At 70.5% G+C, this 14,681-nt stretch carries 9 protein-coding genes; 3 read left to right on the top strand and 6 right to left on the bottom strand.

The window, feature by feature from the left end; translation table 11 throughout:
- Positions 1-5: 5 nt before the first annotated feature.
- Positions 6-1,247, bottom strand: a complete 1,242-nt coding sequence (locus tag ACIOJD_RS13010; RefSeq protein ID WP_401911989.1) for a glycosyltransferase family 2 protein — start codon at positions 1,245-1,247, stop codon at positions 6-8.
- Between the two features lie 587 nt (positions 1,248-1,834).
- Between ACIOJD_RS13010 and ACIOJD_RS13015 the strand changes: the two genes are divergently transcribed.
- Positions 1,835-3,715: a DUF2334 domain-containing protein gene (locus ACIOJD_RS13015; protein ID WP_401911991.1), complete on the top strand. Its 1,881-nt coding sequence runs from the start codon at positions 1,835-1,837 to the stop codon at positions 3,713-3,715.
- 187 nt (positions 3,716-3,902) lie between these two features.
- Positions 3,903-4,970, top strand: coding sequence for a glycoside hydrolase family 113 (locus tag ACIOJD_RS13020; protein ID WP_401911993.1), 1,068 nt, complete (start codon positions 3,903-3,905; stop codon positions 4,968-4,970).
- A gap of 102 nt (positions 4,971-5,072) precedes the next feature.
- On the opposite strand, the gene ACIOJD_RS13025 is transcribed toward ACIOJD_RS13020, so the two are convergent.
- The 3 genes from ACIOJD_RS13025 to ACIOJD_RS13035 all read right to left on the bottom strand — a co-directional run bounded on the left by ACIOJD_RS13025 (position 5,073) and on the right by ACIOJD_RS13035 (position 10,610).
- Complete coding sequence (locus ACIOJD_RS13025; RefSeq protein ID WP_401911996.1) at positions 5,073-6,755, bottom strand: DUF885 domain-containing protein; 1,683 nt, start codon at positions 6,753-6,755, stop codon at positions 5,073-5,075.
- A 404-nt stretch (positions 6,756-7,159) separates the two neighbouring features.
- Positions 7,160-8,692, bottom strand: coding sequence for a GNAT family N-acetyltransferase (locus ACIOJD_RS13030; RefSeq protein ID WP_401911998.1), 1,533 nt, complete (start codon positions 8,690-8,692; stop codon positions 7,160-7,162).
- A 295-nt stretch (positions 8,693-8,987) separates the two neighbouring features.
- Positions 8,988-10,610: an alkaline phosphatase D family protein gene (locus ACIOJD_RS13035; protein ID WP_401912000.1), complete on the bottom strand. Its 1,623-nt coding sequence runs from the start codon at positions 10,608-10,610 to the stop codon at positions 8,988-8,990.
- A gap of 318 nt (positions 10,611-10,928) precedes the next feature.
- Here ACIOJD_RS13035 and ACIOJD_RS13040 point away from each other — a divergent pair, with 318 nt between their 5' ends.
- Positions 10,929-11,693, top strand: a complete 765-nt coding sequence (locus ACIOJD_RS13040; protein ID WP_401912002.1) for a GntR family transcriptional regulator — start codon at positions 10,929-10,931, stop codon at positions 11,691-11,693.
- 160 nt (positions 11,694-11,853) lie between these two features.
- Here the strand turns inward: ACIOJD_RS13040 and ACIOJD_RS13045 are convergent, their stop codons facing one another.
- Positions 11,854-13,011: an ROK family transcriptional regulator gene (locus ACIOJD_RS13045; RefSeq protein WP_401912003.1), complete on the bottom strand. Its 1,158-nt coding sequence runs from the start codon at positions 13,009-13,011 to the stop codon at positions 11,854-11,856.
- 150 nt (positions 13,012-13,161) lie between these two features.
- Positions 13,162-14,598, bottom strand: coding sequence for an MFS transporter (locus ACIOJD_RS13050; RefSeq protein ID WP_401912004.1), 1,437 nt, complete (start codon positions 14,596-14,598; stop codon positions 13,162-13,164).
- Between the last annotated feature and the right edge of the window lie 83 nt (positions 14,599-14,681).

The raw sequence follows: 14,681 nt of genomic DNA on the forward strand, positions 1-14,681 counted from the left end.
GCGAATCAGGTACGGGCGGTCTTGAGCCAGGTCCGTTTGCCGGTGACGGTCCGCCACAGTCCCCACCAACCGGCCGCGAACCAGATGTAGCCGTAGAACACGAAGACATGCCCGAGCAGTACGGCGTGGATCGCGCCGAGCGACCGCTCGCGCCCCCGGTACACGAATCCGTAGATCCAGGCCGCGGTGAACGACAGTACGTACGGGCCGAGGAACCACATCACGGAGACCAGCGGGCGGCCGGCCTGGATGGAGCCGGCGACCGTACCGCCCACGGCGACCAGGAAGGACAGCGGCAGCAGCGAGGTGAGCAGGATCAGCACCGGGCTGGACAGGTGGTAGATCAGGTCCATCGCCGCCCGGCCGGGCACGTCGCGCAGTATCAGCGGGACCAGGTTGGCCGACTGAAGGTGCCCCTGGAACCAGCGGGAGCGCTGGCGCACCAGCCGCCGCAGGTCCAGCACGGCCTGCTGGGAGACCGCCGCCGTGGTGCAGTGCTGGTTGGTCCAGCCGCGCGCTATCAGCCGTACTCCGAGGTCCAGGTCCTCGGTCAGGCTGTCGCTCCACGGATCCTCGCCCAGCGAGTCGAGTGCGGACAGCCGCATGAACTGGCCGTTGCCGCCCATCCCGACACTGCCGATGAAGCGGCGGGCGCTCTGGAAGATGTCGCCGTAGACGACGAACTCCATGTCCTGGAGCCGGGCCAGAAGTCCTGCCCGGCGGTTGTACATCCGGACACCGATCTGGGTGGCGCCGGTCCGCCGGTCGTTGAAGAACGGGTCGACCGCCTCGATCACATGCCGGTCCAGCCGGCCGTCCGCGTCCACCACACAGACGATCACGTCATGCGGGTCCCGGTCGCCGAGCAGGCCCGAGGCGCGCAGTCGGCGCACGCCGTCGTTGAGCGCCGCGCCCTTGCCGTGCCGGGCGTTCGGCAGCTCGCGCCGGTGCAGCCACACCCGTTCGGGATCCGCGGCCCGCGCGATCTCGGCCGTCCGGTCGTCGGAGCCGTCGTCGATGACCAGGGCGACACAGTTCTCGGCGGGCAGCGCGGTGATCCGGGCGAGGCTCTCGGCCAGCACCTTCTCCTCGTTGAGGCACGCGAGCAGAAAGACGTAGAAGCGCTGCTCGCCGGAGTCGGGACGGTGCGGTACCCGGCGCCGGGAGAGGAGGAACAGACCGAAGTTGTACGTACCGGCCATGGCGATGATGCCGATGCTGGCCCATATCAGGGGTTCATCACTCACGACTGGTCCACCGTGGCCCGGTCCGGCCGCCCGGCGGCGCTCGGATCGGTCACGGCGGGGCGGACACGTAATCGCAAACGCGCCACCAGCAGTCCGAAAACAACCAGGCAGTACAACAGAAAGCCCGCCCCGGCGGTCGCTTGTAAAGCCCTGGCCACCGGAATTCCCGGGATCATTTCCGGTGCCGCCGCCAGACCCACCAAGGGCAGCGCTGATCCCAAAGCAGACCTACCGTACATCGGTCCCCCCACCCCCACCTTCGTTTCGGCGCAGGGGTGTTGGGCCCGTCCCCAACGGGCCGACCTCTGCGCGCTTACGGAAAGTACCAGACACCTCACCTCGGTAGGAGGGTTCTTCTGTTGAATTTTCACAGCGCAATCTTCTGCCCGTAGGACCCATGCCCGCAGGCCCCATTGACAGCCGGTAGGAATGGTCAGAACTATCGGGGTTGTTCAGCTCCGTATTCCCGCTTGCGGAATTTTGTGACGGCTCGGGCATGATCCTGGCGTCGTGAATCGGCCATGATCGTTTGCTTTCCAGTGCCTCGTTCCACGCAATGCGGGACCGAAATCGAGGGGGTAAAGAGTATGAGTGGACCCTGGAGAAGATCACGGCCGGCCTGGCTGGCGTTGATCGCTCTCGCCATCACGGCCCTGCTGGGCGGCGCCTTCCTGGCGCCGACCGCGGCGGTCGCTCGGGACGGGCGCGGGGACGCCGACCGGTCGGCGCCGCAAGGTTCCTCCACCGGCGTGCGCGCCGAGGACGTCAAGGGCTGGGCCGCCGCGCACCGCTCCGCCGACGCCGAACGGCGCGCCGACAAGGCCGCGGGACACACCGACGAAATCCGGACACCGGAGCCGTCCCGGCTCTCCTCCCCGGTCACCGGGCCGCAGGCGAGGAAGGCGCCGCGGGCGGGCACGGCGCCGCGCGCCGCGGAGCCCGGCGAGGCGAAGACGCTGGTGCTGTACGACACGGCGGGCCCGTTCGGACACCTCGGCGAGCTCTACGCGATGGGGGTCGCGAACCTCGGCGGCCACTTCGGCACCGTGAGCGCCAAGCCGGTCCAGGAGTACACCGCCGGGCTGATGGAGACCTTCGACGCCACCGTCTACATCGGCTCCACCTACTACGGCGACGAACTCCCCGACGCCGTGCCGGACGACTTCTACCTGGACACCCTGCTGTCCGAGCGACCGGTGGTCTGGGTCGGCGAGAACATCTGGAACATGGCGAACTCCGTCAGCCTCCAGGAGTTCGAGTTCCGGTACGGCTGGGACCCGACGTCCTCCTTCTACGAGAACAACGGCAGCGTCGGTGAGATCACCAAGGTCAACTACAAGGGCCAGCAGCTCACCCGCAAGATTCCGGTGGGCCAGGACGGCGGTGTGCTCCACCCCGCCATCAAGACCGGCGCGGGCTACCCGCAGGTGACCGAGGTGGCCCAGGCGGTGGACACGGCCGGGGGCACGGAGAAGACCTCCCCGTGGGCGATCCGCTCCGGCAACCTCACCTACGTCGGTGAGATCCCCTTCACCTATGTCTCCGAGACCGACCGGATCCTCGCCTTCCAGGACCTGCTCTTCGACGCGCTGGCCCCGCAGACGGCCGAGCAGCACCGGGCCATGGTGCGCCTCGAGGACATCACACCGATGTCCGACGCCACCAGCATGCGAGCGGTCGCCGACTACCTGAAGTCGCAGAACATCCCGTACGGCATCAACGTCATCCCGGTGTACAGCGACCCCAAGGGCGTGCAGAACAACGGCGTGGCGCGCACCGTCCGGCTGTCCCAGCGGCCCGCGCTGGTGAACACTCTCAAGTACATGCTGGCCAACGGCGCGGTGCTGATGGACCACGGTTACACCCACCAGTACGGGAACGCGGACAACCCGTACAACGGGCTGACCGCCGACGACTTCGAGTTCTTCCAGGCCCACGTGGACGCCACCGACACGGTGGTCTACGACGGTCCGGCGACCGAGGACTCCGCCGAGTGGGCGCAGGGACGGGTCACCGCGGCCCTGGCCGAGTTCGCGCGGGTGGGCCTGCCCAGGCCCAAGCTGTGGACCACACCGCACTACGCGGCCTCGGCCACCGACTACAAGGTGTTCGCGCAGAACTTCGAGGCCCGGCTGGAGCGTCCGCTGTACTTCTCCGGGACGCTGAGCGGCGCCCCGACCGACAACAGCCGCTACCTCGGGCAGTTCTTCCCGTACCCGGTCACCGACGTCTACGGCACGAAGGTGCTCCCGGAGAACCTGGGCAGCTACGAGCCGGAGGCCCACAACAACAACCCGCCCCGGCTGGCCGCCGACCTGATCAAGAACGCGAAGGCCAACCTCGCCGTGCGGGACGGCTTCGCCAGCTTCTACTACCACCCCTACCAGCCGGTCGAGCCGCTGAAGGAGACCGTCGAGGGCATTCTGGCGCTCGGCTACACCTTCGTCAGCCCCGAGAGCCTGATCTGACGCGGTCCCGTACCGCGCCCACAACTCACGCTCCACATCGCACGATTCGTGACTTCCGGCTCGCACGTCCCATGTCTCTCACGTCGCATGTCCGGAACTCACCACCCGTCGCCGTTCCCGGTCCGCCTCGCGCGGGCCGGGAACGGCGCGTGTCACCCGGGCCACGCCCGAGAAAGGCTCTGCCCCGATGAAAGCGCTGAGGCGGGCGACCGCGGCGGTGACCGCCGCCGTCGCCGTCCTGACCGGATGCTCGGCCGGCGGGAACGACGACCCGCACGCCCCGCGTCCCGGCGGCCCCACCGGCTCCCCGACGCCCGGCGGGGAGCCGTCGCAAGCGGTACGCGGGATCACGCTGCCCGCCTGGAACACGGACGACTACGAACGGCCCGAGGCCCGGACCTATCTGCGGCAGATCGCCGACACCGGCGCCCGGTGGGTGGTCTTCACCCCCACCTGGTACCAGGACGGGACCGGCCGTTCCACGATGCACACCACCGAGGAGACGGCGAGCGACCGCAGCGTGCGCCGGATCGTCGGCCTGGCCCACACCGCCGGGCTGAAGGTGATGCTCAAACCGCATGTGGACCTGGTGGACGGCGGCGACCGGGCCGGCATCCGGCCGGCCGACCGGGAGGCCTGGTTCACCGCGTACGAACGCTTCATCACCCACTACGCCGCGCTGGCCCAGGACATGGGCGTGGAACAGTTCGCCGTCGGAACCGAACTGGCCGGCACCTCCACCGACCGCGGCCGCTGGACGAAGGTGATCGCCGCGGTGCGCGACGCCTACCGGGGCCCGCTCACCTACGCCGCCAACTACGACGAGTACGCCCGCGTCCGGTTCTGGACCTCCCTCGACCTGATCGGCATCGACGCGTACTGGCCACTGGCGGACTCCGCCACGACCGACCCCGCGCGCCTCGCGAAGGGCTGGAAACCGATCGTCGCCGAACTCGCCGCGTTCGCCGCCCGGCAGGACAGGAAGATCCTGTTCACCGAGGCCGGATACGTCAGCCAGCACGGCACCGCCGCGGCCCCGTACTCCTGGACCGTCAGCGGGCGCGCCGGGGCGGACGAGCAGTCCGCCGCCTACCAGTCCCTGCTGACAGCCTTCGACGGCCGGCCGTGGTGGGCCGGGGTGTGCTGGTGGATGTGGGACGACTGGCCGGACAGCGGCGAGACCGCGCGGCGCCTGGCCTATACACCGCACGGCAAGCCCGCCGAGCAGGTGCTGCGCGGCTGGTGGCGGGAGTGACGTCAGTAACTCGCAAAGCTTTTCCGGCAGTTGAGGACGACGACGGCCGGGCCCGTGCCTGTCGGCCGAGCCCGGCCGCCGTCGTACCACCGCCGCCGGGGATCAGAGCTTCGACAGCTCGTCCACCAGATCGTCCAGGCCCAGTGAGCCCTGTGACAGCGCCGCCATGTGCCACGCCTTCGCGTCGAACGCGTCGCCATGTGCCTTGCGGGCGTTCTCCCGGCCGAGCAGCCAGGCGCGCTCGCCCAGCTTGTAGCCGATCGCCTGGCCCGGCATCGACAGATAGCGGGTCAGCTCACTCTCCACGAAGTCCGCCGGCCGGCCGCTGTGGTTCCCGAAGAACTCCTGCGCCAGCTCGGGCGTCCAGCGCTCGCCCGGGTGGAATGGCGAGTCCGCCGGGATCTCCAGCTCCAGATGCATGCCGATGTCCACGATCACCCGGCACGCCCGCATCATCTGCGCGTCCAGGTAACCGAGCCTGCGCTCCGCGTCCGGCAGGAAGCCCAGCTCGTCCATGAGCCGCTCCGCGTACAGCGCCCAGCCCTCCGCGTTGGCACTGACCATCCCGACGGTCGCCTGGTAGCGGGAGAGCCGGTCGGCGACCAGCGTCCACTGGGCGAGCTGGAGATGGTGGCCCGGCACACCCTCGTGGTACCAGGTCGACACCAGGTCGTAGACGGGGAAGCGGGTCGCGCCCATGGTGGGCAGCCAGGTGCGGCCGGGGCGCGAGAAGTCCTCGGACGGGCTGCTGTAGTACGGCGCGGCCGCTCCGCCGGGCGGGGCGATCCGGGACTCCACCTTCCGTACCTGCTCGGCGAGTTCGAAGTGGGTGCCGTCCAGCGCCTCGATCGCCTCGTCCATCAGGCCCTGGAGCCACGCCTGGACCTCGTCGACCCCCTCGATGTGTTCGCCGTGCTCGTCGAGGTGGGCGAGCGCCTCCCAGGGGCCCGCGCCGGGCAGGATCTTCTCGGCCTCGGTCCTCATCTCGGCGAGCAGCCGGTGGTATTCGGACCAGCCGTACGCGTACGCCTCGTCCAGGTCGAGGTCCGTACCGTTGAAGTACCGCGACCAGCGGGCGTAACGCTCCCGGCCGACGGTGTCGGGCGCGCCCTCGACGGCCGGCGCGTAGATGTCGCGCATCCAGTCCCGGAACTCCGCGACGGCCGCGGTGGCCAGCCGGGCAGCGCCGTCCAGTTCGGTACGCAGGGAGTCCGGGCCGGCCGAGGCGAACTCCTCGAACCAGCCACGGTCCTCGCCCGCCCACTCCGTGAGCTGGCCGATGAAGGTGGCGGTCGGCCGGGGGCCGGCCGGCAGCTTCCGTTCGAGGCCGAGGGCCAGCGAGGCCCGGAACCCCTCCACCGCGGCGGGTACGGCCCGCAGCCGCTCGGCGATCGCCGACCAGTCCTCGTCCGTCCCGGTCGGCATCAGGCTGAAGGCATCGCGGACATGGTGCACCGGGGAGTGGATGTTGCTGACCCCGCGCAGCCCCTCGTCGGCGTCGTGGACGGCGAGTTCGGCGGTGAGCCGCTCGCGCAGGAGCCGGCCGCAGCGCCGCTCGGCGTCGCTGTCCGCGCCCGGCAGTTTCTCGGCCTCGTCGAGCCGGGCGAGTGTCGCGCGGCCGAGGTCGGCCAGCGCCTGCTGACCGGCCGGGGAGAAATCGGGGAGACGCCCGGAACTCTCCGCGACACCGAGATAGGTTCCGGTGATCGGATCGAGTGCGATGAGTGCGTCGACGTACGCGTCGGCGACCTGGCGGGGCAGCGCGCTGCCGGCTGTGTCTGACATGCCGACATCCTCTCCAAGAGAGCGGTCCGCGTCACATCGGCGTGCTGCCCCGCACACGGCGATGGCCGATCAGGGTGCCAGGTCCTGTCCGGAGTCCCGGAGTCTGAGGATCGCCGAACGCCGGGTGCCCGGCGCGGGGGCCTGTACCACGGGCCGCCGGGCCTCCGGCCGGGGAAGGTCGGATCGGGTCCCGGGGGGCGCCGCGGTGTGGTGGTGCCGGGAATTGGCCGGATCGGGGCGCGGCCGAGGCCCCGATCCGACGGATTCGGGTGACGGGGTACGGGACGGGGGACCGACGGGCGCCGCCCCCGGCCGGGCGCGGTGGCCGGGCCGGGGGCGGCGGATGGTGCGTCGGGATCCGAGCGGAGTGGGTCGACGGTGAAGGCGGGTGGGCCGCCGCTCCCTCAGCGATCCGCCTGCTCGTGCCGCTCGTACGTCTCGGTCCGGCCGACCCTCTCGTACGTCTCGGTCCGCTCGCCGCGGTCCGCCCGTTCGGTACGGGTCCGGACCGCCGCCGGGTCCAGCCGGGCCGTGATGACCAGCGTGCCCTCGTCGATCTGGTAGTCCAGGGGCAGCCCGAGATCCCGCATCGCCGCGACCATGGCCGTGTTCGACGCGTGGGTGACCGCGTACACGCTGGAGCAGCGGGCCTCGACGGCGAGGGCCACCAGCCGGCCGAGCAGCTCGGAGCCGATGCCCCGCCGCTGCCAGGCGTCCTCGACGATCAGGGCTACCTCGGTCTCGTCGCCGTCCCAGAGCAGATGCCCGAGGGCGACCAGCTGGCCGGACGAGGTCTGGACGGCGAGGGTACGTCCGTAGCGCGGGCTGAGCAGATGGTCCAGATAGCGGTCGGCGTCGTCCAGGGGGCCGTGGTAGCGCAGGCTCAGCGTGCGGTCGGAGCAGCGCGCGTGCATGGCGCGCGCCGCGTCGAGATCGTCCTGGTCGGCGCGGCGGACGGTGATCTCCTCACCCTGAGGGAGGGTGAGGACGTCCTTGCTGCGGGGGATGCGAGGTCCGAGCCGGGTGTCCAGCTCGACCAGCGCGCGGGCGCGGGCGAACTCGGTGGGCGTGAAGGGGAGATACGGGCGCTCGACGGTGATGCTGCCGCCGTTCGGGTCGCGCAGCCGCATCTCCGTGTCGTCCAGCGCGCCGTCGACGGGCGCGCTCTGACCGGCGGTGGGTCCGGTGACCGATGCCGCGGGCCGGTAGTGGATGGTGCAGCGGCCGAGCAACTGGCGCAGTGCGAGGGGGAGTTCCGCGGTGTCCAGGGCCGTACGGGTGGCCAGGCCGAGCACCCGGGTCGGGGTGTCCACCAGGTCGTGGGCGTCGGCGCGCTCGATCCAGGTGCTGCTGCCACCGGCGGCCGAGACCTCGCGGGTGAGGTCCCTCGCCTGGAGCGCGGCCGGGGCGCGCAGCAGGAACTCGTCGACCGTGCCCTCGGCCAGCGGATGGGTCTGGAGCGTCAGTATGTCCACGCCGTGCGTGGCGAAGGTGGTGCACAGCGCCGCGAGACTGCCGGGCTCGTCGCGCACGGTGGTGCGCATCCGCCAGAGCGTGGTGTCCGCGGGATCGACCAGGGCCGCCGGTTCCGTTCGGCTCGCGTTCCCTGCGGACGGAGCGGACGGAGCGGGCGACGCGGCGGACCCGGCCGGAGTGCCGTGCGAAGCCGGATCGCCGGACCCGGACCCGGACCCGCCCGCGCCGGACGCCGGAGGGGCATGACTGTGCCTCCGTGCCCACCATGTGTGGAACGTGGCGGTGGCGGTCAGCACCGCGGCGGACACGACCAGCAGGAACGCTCCGTCGGGACCGTGCACGATCATGTTTGCCACGGCGTCGGCGACCGCCACGGCGGTGAAGAGGGCCGCCAGTTCGACAAGGTCCCGCCGCCAGTGGTGGGGGCGCCGGGCACTTTTCGCAGATGTCACATTGGTCATGACCTCACTCTGACGGAATGGTGTTGCGTGATCACGAACGGTTTGTGACTGATGGGTTAAGGATGGATCTGGTCCTATTTGGACCACTTTTTATGATTTTTGGCTTGGAGTGATCGGTTCAGCGACGCAATCTGGCGCGCGACAGGCGGGGGCAGGCGGCCTGCCCGTGCGATGGCCTTCACCGCCCCGGGCCCGGACCATGCGCCCCGGGCCCGGACCATGCGGTCCGGGCCCGGAAGCCGAGGGTGCGGGGAGCCGGCGGGCGGCCAAGCGCCCACGCGGAGGCGGTCGGCCTCTACTGGCCGACCTTGCCCGGCTGGAGCACCTTGCTGAACAGCACCGTGCCGCCCTCCTCGCGCAGCCGGACGGTCAGCTCCCCGCTGCCGCCGTCGATCTCCACCTCGCCGAAGAGCGGCGGCGTCTCCATGGGGGAGAGGTTCTCCCCCTCGGGTGCCTTGACGAAGACCCGGTCCGGGCCGAACGTGTTGTCCAGGGCGCTGGCCGGGAACTGGCCCGCCGCGATCGGGCCCGAGACGAACTCCCAGAAGGGCTCGAAGTCCTTGAACGCGGCCCGCTCGGGCAGGTAGTGCTGTGCCGACGTGTGGTGGACGTCCGCCGTCAGCCACAGCGTGCCGGTGATCCGCTGGTGCTTGATGTACCGCAGCAGGTCGGCGATCTGGAGCTCCCGGCCGAGCGGGGCACCCGGGTCGCCCTGCGCGATCGCCTCGATGTTCGCCGTACCGTCCGGCACGACCAGGCCGATCGGCATGTCGGCGGCGATCACCTTCCACATCGCGCGCGAGCGCGACAGCTCACGCTTGAGCCACTGGAGCTGCTCGGCGCCCAGGATGCCGTTCGTGTCGTCGTTCTGCCGCCCGGGGGAGTTGGCGTTGCGGTACGTCCGCATGTCGAGGACGAACACATCGAGCAGCGGGCCGTGGTTGACCACCCGGTGGACGCGCCGGTCCGTCCCGCGCGCGTGCAGCGTCGAGATCGGGTAGTACTCGCGGAACGCCTGCGTGGAGCGGGCGGCGAGCACATCGATGTTCTTCTCGGTGTAGCGCTCGTCGTCCAGGATCTGTCCGGGGTACCAGTTGTTGCGCACCTCGTGGTCGTCCCACTGGGTGATCGAGGGGACCGCGGCGTTGAAACGCCGGACGTTGGAATCGAGCAGGTTGTAGCGGAAGTTGCCCCGGTACTCGGCGAGGGTCTCCGCGACCTTGGACTTCTCCTTGGTGGTGATGTTGCGCCAGACGCGGCCGTCGGGCAGCGTGACGCTCGGCTCGATCACCCCGTCCGCGTAGATGTTGTCGCCGCTGCACAGGAAGAAGTCCGGGTCGAGCCGGCGCATCTCGTCGTAGACGGTGTAGCCGCCGATGTCCGGGTTGATGCCCCAGCCCTGCCCCGCGATGTCGCCCGACCATGTGAACCGCACATCCTGACGGCGCTTCGTGGGCGCCGTACGGAACGTCCCGTACACCGGATCGCCGGTACGGCGCGGGTCCTCGGGGTCGGCGAGCGTCACCCGGTAGTGCACCTGCTCACCCGCCGGGAGGCCGTGCAGCGGGACCGTCCCCGTGAAGTCGGTGCCGGGGCCCAGCAGCGGGCCGTGCCAACTGCGGGCGCGGCGGAACGACTCGGTGGACGAGGTCTCCACGATCATCCGCGCGGGCCGGTCGGACCGCACCCACACCAGTCCGCTGGACGAGGTGACATCGCCTGCCTGTACGCCCCAGCCGGCGCGCGGCCGTCCCGACAGGGCCTGCGCCGGAGCGGCGGCCGCGACAAGGGCGCCACCGGGCAGGGCCAGCGCCGCCGACGCGGCGAGCGAACCGCGCAGCACGCCGCGGCGGCCGGGGGCGGCAGGGGCGTCGGCGGCCGATGAGGGGAGTGAGGATTTCTGGGGGTCGTGCGACATCGAGGAATCTCCTGGGCAGATGAGAGCCGGGGCTGTGAATGCCATGCCTAACGCCCGGCGGCGGCCGGAGTACTAACCCCGCGTGAACAAAGCGGACCGGAGTGGGTGGGGGTGCTCGGGTTTGTGCCGCGTCTGTCACCCCGGTACGAACGTTCTGTAAAGGAACGACTCCGCAGTGCGATTCCCCTTGGTGGTGGGCGGACTATTGGTCTTGACCAAGGGGATGCGCGGTCCTATGGTCGCTAGTTAGTGCAAGGACCTTTAATAAATAAGGGCAAGGAAAACCCGCCGGACAGACGGCGATTGCGGAGGAGCAGGGTGGGGACCACGCAGCTGGAATCGGTGCCGGAGCCTAAGTACTGGCATCTCAAGAACGTGCTCGGCGAAGCACTCGACTCGGACTTCGCGGTGGGGGAGATCCTCCCCAACGAGCGTGAGCTGGCCGCCCGTTTCGGTGTGGCCCGCGCCACGCTCCGGCAGGCGCTCGAACAACTGGAGCTGGAAGGCCGGCTCCAGCGCCGCCGCGGTGTCGGCACGACCGTCGCCCCGCCGAGGCTGGGAGTGGACGTCTCCACGGTCCGGCACGAATGGCCGGGCGCCACCCAGGACTCCTGGCGTCCGCTCGACTCCGTCACGGCGCCCGCGTCCGCCGCCGTCGTCCGGCTGCTGGAGACGGACACCGGGGAAGAGATCCACACGGTCCGCAGGATCCGGGTCTCGCACGGCCAGTCGGTGGCAGCCGAGTTGCTGCATGTACCGTCCTCGTCGGTGCCCGAGCTGTCCGCCATCGACGCGCCGTCCGGACCCGCCCGCGCCCGCGCCGTCCTGCGTGAACTCCAGCGTCTCGGCCTCGACGGCCAGAAGCGCGCGGTGGAGCTGGGTTCGGCGCGCGCGGACGACGCCAGGGAGCTGGACCGGCTCCCTGGCGCCCCGGTCCTGGTCGTCACGACGCGCTATGTCGTCGAGGGCCGTATCGCCGCCGTCTCGGTGGCCACGTACCGTGCGGACACCTGCCGCCTCACCTTCGGGGACTCCGGCGACCTGGAGATCAGCGACCAGCCGCAGGAGCGCGAGGCATCCTGAACCGTCTCCTGGACCGGTCTCCTGGGCTGGTCCCCTGAACCGGTCTCCTGACCCGGTCTCCTGAAAGGGCACTCCGGCCGCAGAAGGACGCCTGCTTCGGCGGGGCCGGCCCCCTTCTGCGGCCGGGGGCCGTAACGGCGCACTTTTGACGGCCCGTCGCTCAGCGGCGGGCCGTCACCGTTCCCTCCACCGCGAACAGTTGCTCCTCGACGTGGTCGAGGGCCAGCCGCAGCGCGCCCGTGGCCACCGCGGCCTCCCCGAGCAGTGAGAGCGTCACCCGAGGCGGGCGCAGACAGTAGCGGGACAGCTGGTCGCGCAGCGGATCCAGTACGCCGTCGAGCCCGGCCGCCCAGCCGCCGATCACCACCAGCTCCGGATCCAGCGCCAGCACCAGCGCCCCCACATCGTGCACCAGCCGCTGGATGAACCGCTCGACGGCCGCACAGGCGCTCGCGTCGCCCTCCTTGGCATGGGCGAAGACCCTGGCCACCGCCTGCTCGTCGAGAGGGGGGAGCGGCTCGTCCGTCATCGACAGCAGCGTCTCCGGCGTCACCTCGCGCCCCAGCAGGTGCAACGCGCCGATCTCACCGGCCGCCCCGCCGAAGCCGCGGTGCAGCCGCCCGCCGATCAGGGCCCCCGCACCGGGGCTGAGCCCGGCCAGTACGAAGACGATGTCGTCGGAATCGGTGGCCGCGCCCTTCCACTGCTCGGCCACGGCCGCCGCGTTGGCGTCGTTCTCCACCAGGACCGGGCAGCGGAACGAGCGGCGCAGCCGTTCGCCGAGCGGGAGCCCCGTCCACTGGGGCAGCGCGGTGCCCAGCCGGACGGTCCCGTCGGCCTCCACGATGCCGGGGCTGCCGACACCGACCGCCCGCAGGGAGTTGCGCGCCACCCCCGCCCGCCGCAGTACGTCCGCGACGACGAGACGGACCCGCTCCAGGCGTTCGTCCGCGTCGGCCGTCTCCGAGACCTCCCGCGAACCGGAGTTGACGATCCGTCCGTCCAGCCCGGAGAGCAGCGCCGCCACCCGGTGCGGCCCGATCTCGATACCCAGCAGATGCCCCGCCTCGGCCCGGAACCGGAACCGCCGGGCCGGGCGGCCCTGCCTGCGGGCCTCGCCCTCCTCCGGCGCGGACTCGACGACCAGGCCCGCTTCGATCAGACCTTCGACCACACCCTCGACCGTCGGCCTGGACAGCCCCGTGATCTGGGTCAGATCCGTGAGCGTCAACGACCCGGCGCCCCGCAGGGAGTGGAGGACCACGGCGGAGTTGATCCGCCGAAGGAGGGAAGGGTCTCCGCCGGTCAGCCGCCCCAAAGCCTGTCCTCCCCGCTTGTCCGAGTGTGCGCCGTGTGTGTTCCGTGTGTGTTCCGTTGTTCCAGTGTGTGCCGGATGCTACTCGGTGGCCGTCGGCGCGGCGAGTGCCGAGGACGAGGGCCTGGCTCCCGAACGACCTTTCACCCGTGGTCAGTCGAGGGCCGTACCCTCCAACGGGCCGGTGCGCGGAGCCTGTTCCTGCCGGGCCCGGGACGCGGCGGGGTCCGTGCTGTCGGCGGCCGTGTTGAGGTCGCGGTCGAGTGTCTCCGGCGACATCCGGGTCGCGACGAGACTGACCGTGGTGACCAGCATCATGTACACGGCGACCGGAATCCATGAGCCGGAGAACGCGGTGATCAGCGCCGTACAGATCAGTGGCGCGACCCCGCCGCCGATCACGGAGGAGAACTCCCGGCCCAGGGTGACCCCGGCGTAGCGGTAGCGGTTCCCGAACAGCTCCGGGAAGTAGCTCATCTGTACGCCCACGGCGCCCTGACAGGCCAGGATGAAGCCGACGACGATCGCCACGGTGATCGCGACCCTGGACCCGGAGTTCAGCGCGATGAACGTGGGGGCCGGCAGCAGCACCAGCGCGCCGAGGATCAGTGTGTACACCGGGCGGCGCCCGAAGCGGTCCGAGAGCGTACCGAAACTGATCGCCGCGATACCGCCGCAGATGGCGCCGAGCAGCAGCACCTCCGGCACGAAGTCCTTGTCGACTCCCACGGTGGACACCAGATAGGAGGCCATGAAGACCTGGTAGGTGTACGACTGCGTGCTGATGCCGAAGTTCATGAAGAGGACCAGGAACATCGGCTTCCGGCCGTGCTGGAAGACCTCCTTCACCGGCGACGCCGGCCGTTCGCGCTGCTGCTCGAGCTCCTTGAAGACGGGGCTCTCGTTCAGCTTCCGGCGGATGACCATGGCGACGACGGTCACGACGAGGCTGCTGCCGAAGACCAGCCGCCAGCCCCAGGTCATCAGGGCGTCGTCGGACAGCCGTTGGGCGAGTATCCAGGCCACCGCGCCGAGTGCGGTACCCAGTGCCGCGCCCGCCATGACCAGGGAGGACAGCTTTCCGCGTTGTCCGACGGCAGCCGTCTCCGTGAGCAGGGTGGCGCCTCCCGACTGCTCCGCGCCCGCGCCGAAGCCCTGCCCCATACGGCAGATCAGCAGCAGGACCGGGGCGAGCAGTCCGACCTGGCCGTAGGTGGGCAGCAGACCGATGGCGAGGGTGCAGCCGCCCATCAACAACAGCGTGGCGACCAGCACCCACTTGCGGCCGAGGCGGTCCCCGTAACGGGAGAAGAAGAGCCCGCCGAGCGGCCGGGCGGCGAACCCCACGGCGTAGGTGCTGAAGCTGGCGAGGATGCCCACGGACGACGAGACATTGGGGAAGAACAGGTCACTGAAGATCAGCGCCGAGGCGGTGCCGTAGATGACGAAGTCGTACTGTTCGAGCGCGGTGCCGATCAGACCGGCCCAGGCAGCGCGCCGTACCGCCTTGGGGTCGGCGGGCGGTTCCCCGGACGGGGCGTCGGCCTGCGACGGCAGCGGTGTCGCGGCGGGAGCGGTGTTGCTGTCCATGATCCATGCCTCCTTGAACGGATCGAATTCCGCAGTGGAGCGAAGTGGTGCGGAGCAGGGCAAAACGATGGGATGAGGAAGTG

This window comes from Streptomyces sp. NPDC088116 (genome assembly GCF_044741745.1).
Classification (GTDB): Bacteria; Actinomycetota; Actinomycetes; order Streptomycetales; family Streptomycetaceae; genus Streptomyces.

Coding starts and splice junctions, on each gene's coding strand:
- ACIOJD_RS13015 (WP_401911991.1), top strand. CDS start 1,835: ATGAGTGGACCCTGGAGAAGATCACGGCCGGCCTGGCTGGCGTTGATC.
- ACIOJD_RS13020 (WP_401911993.1), top strand. CDS start 3,903: ATGAAAGCGCTGAGGCGGGCGACCGCGGCGGTGACCGCCGCCGTCGCC.
- ACIOJD_RS13025 (WP_401911996.1), bottom strand. CDS start 6,755: ATGTCAGACACAGCCGGCAGCGCGCTGCCCCGCCAGGTCGCCGACGCG.
- ACIOJD_RS13030 (WP_401911998.1), bottom strand. CDS start 8,692: ATGACCAATGTGACATCTGCGAAAAGTGCCCGGCGCCCCCACCACTGG.
- ACIOJD_RS13035 (WP_401912000.1), bottom strand. CDS start 10,610: ATGTCGCACGACCCCCAGAAATCCTCACTCCCCTCATCGGCCGCCGAC.
- ACIOJD_RS13050 (WP_401912004.1), bottom strand. CDS start 14,598: ATGGACAGCAACACCGCTCCCGCCGCGACACCGCTGCCGTCGCAGGCC.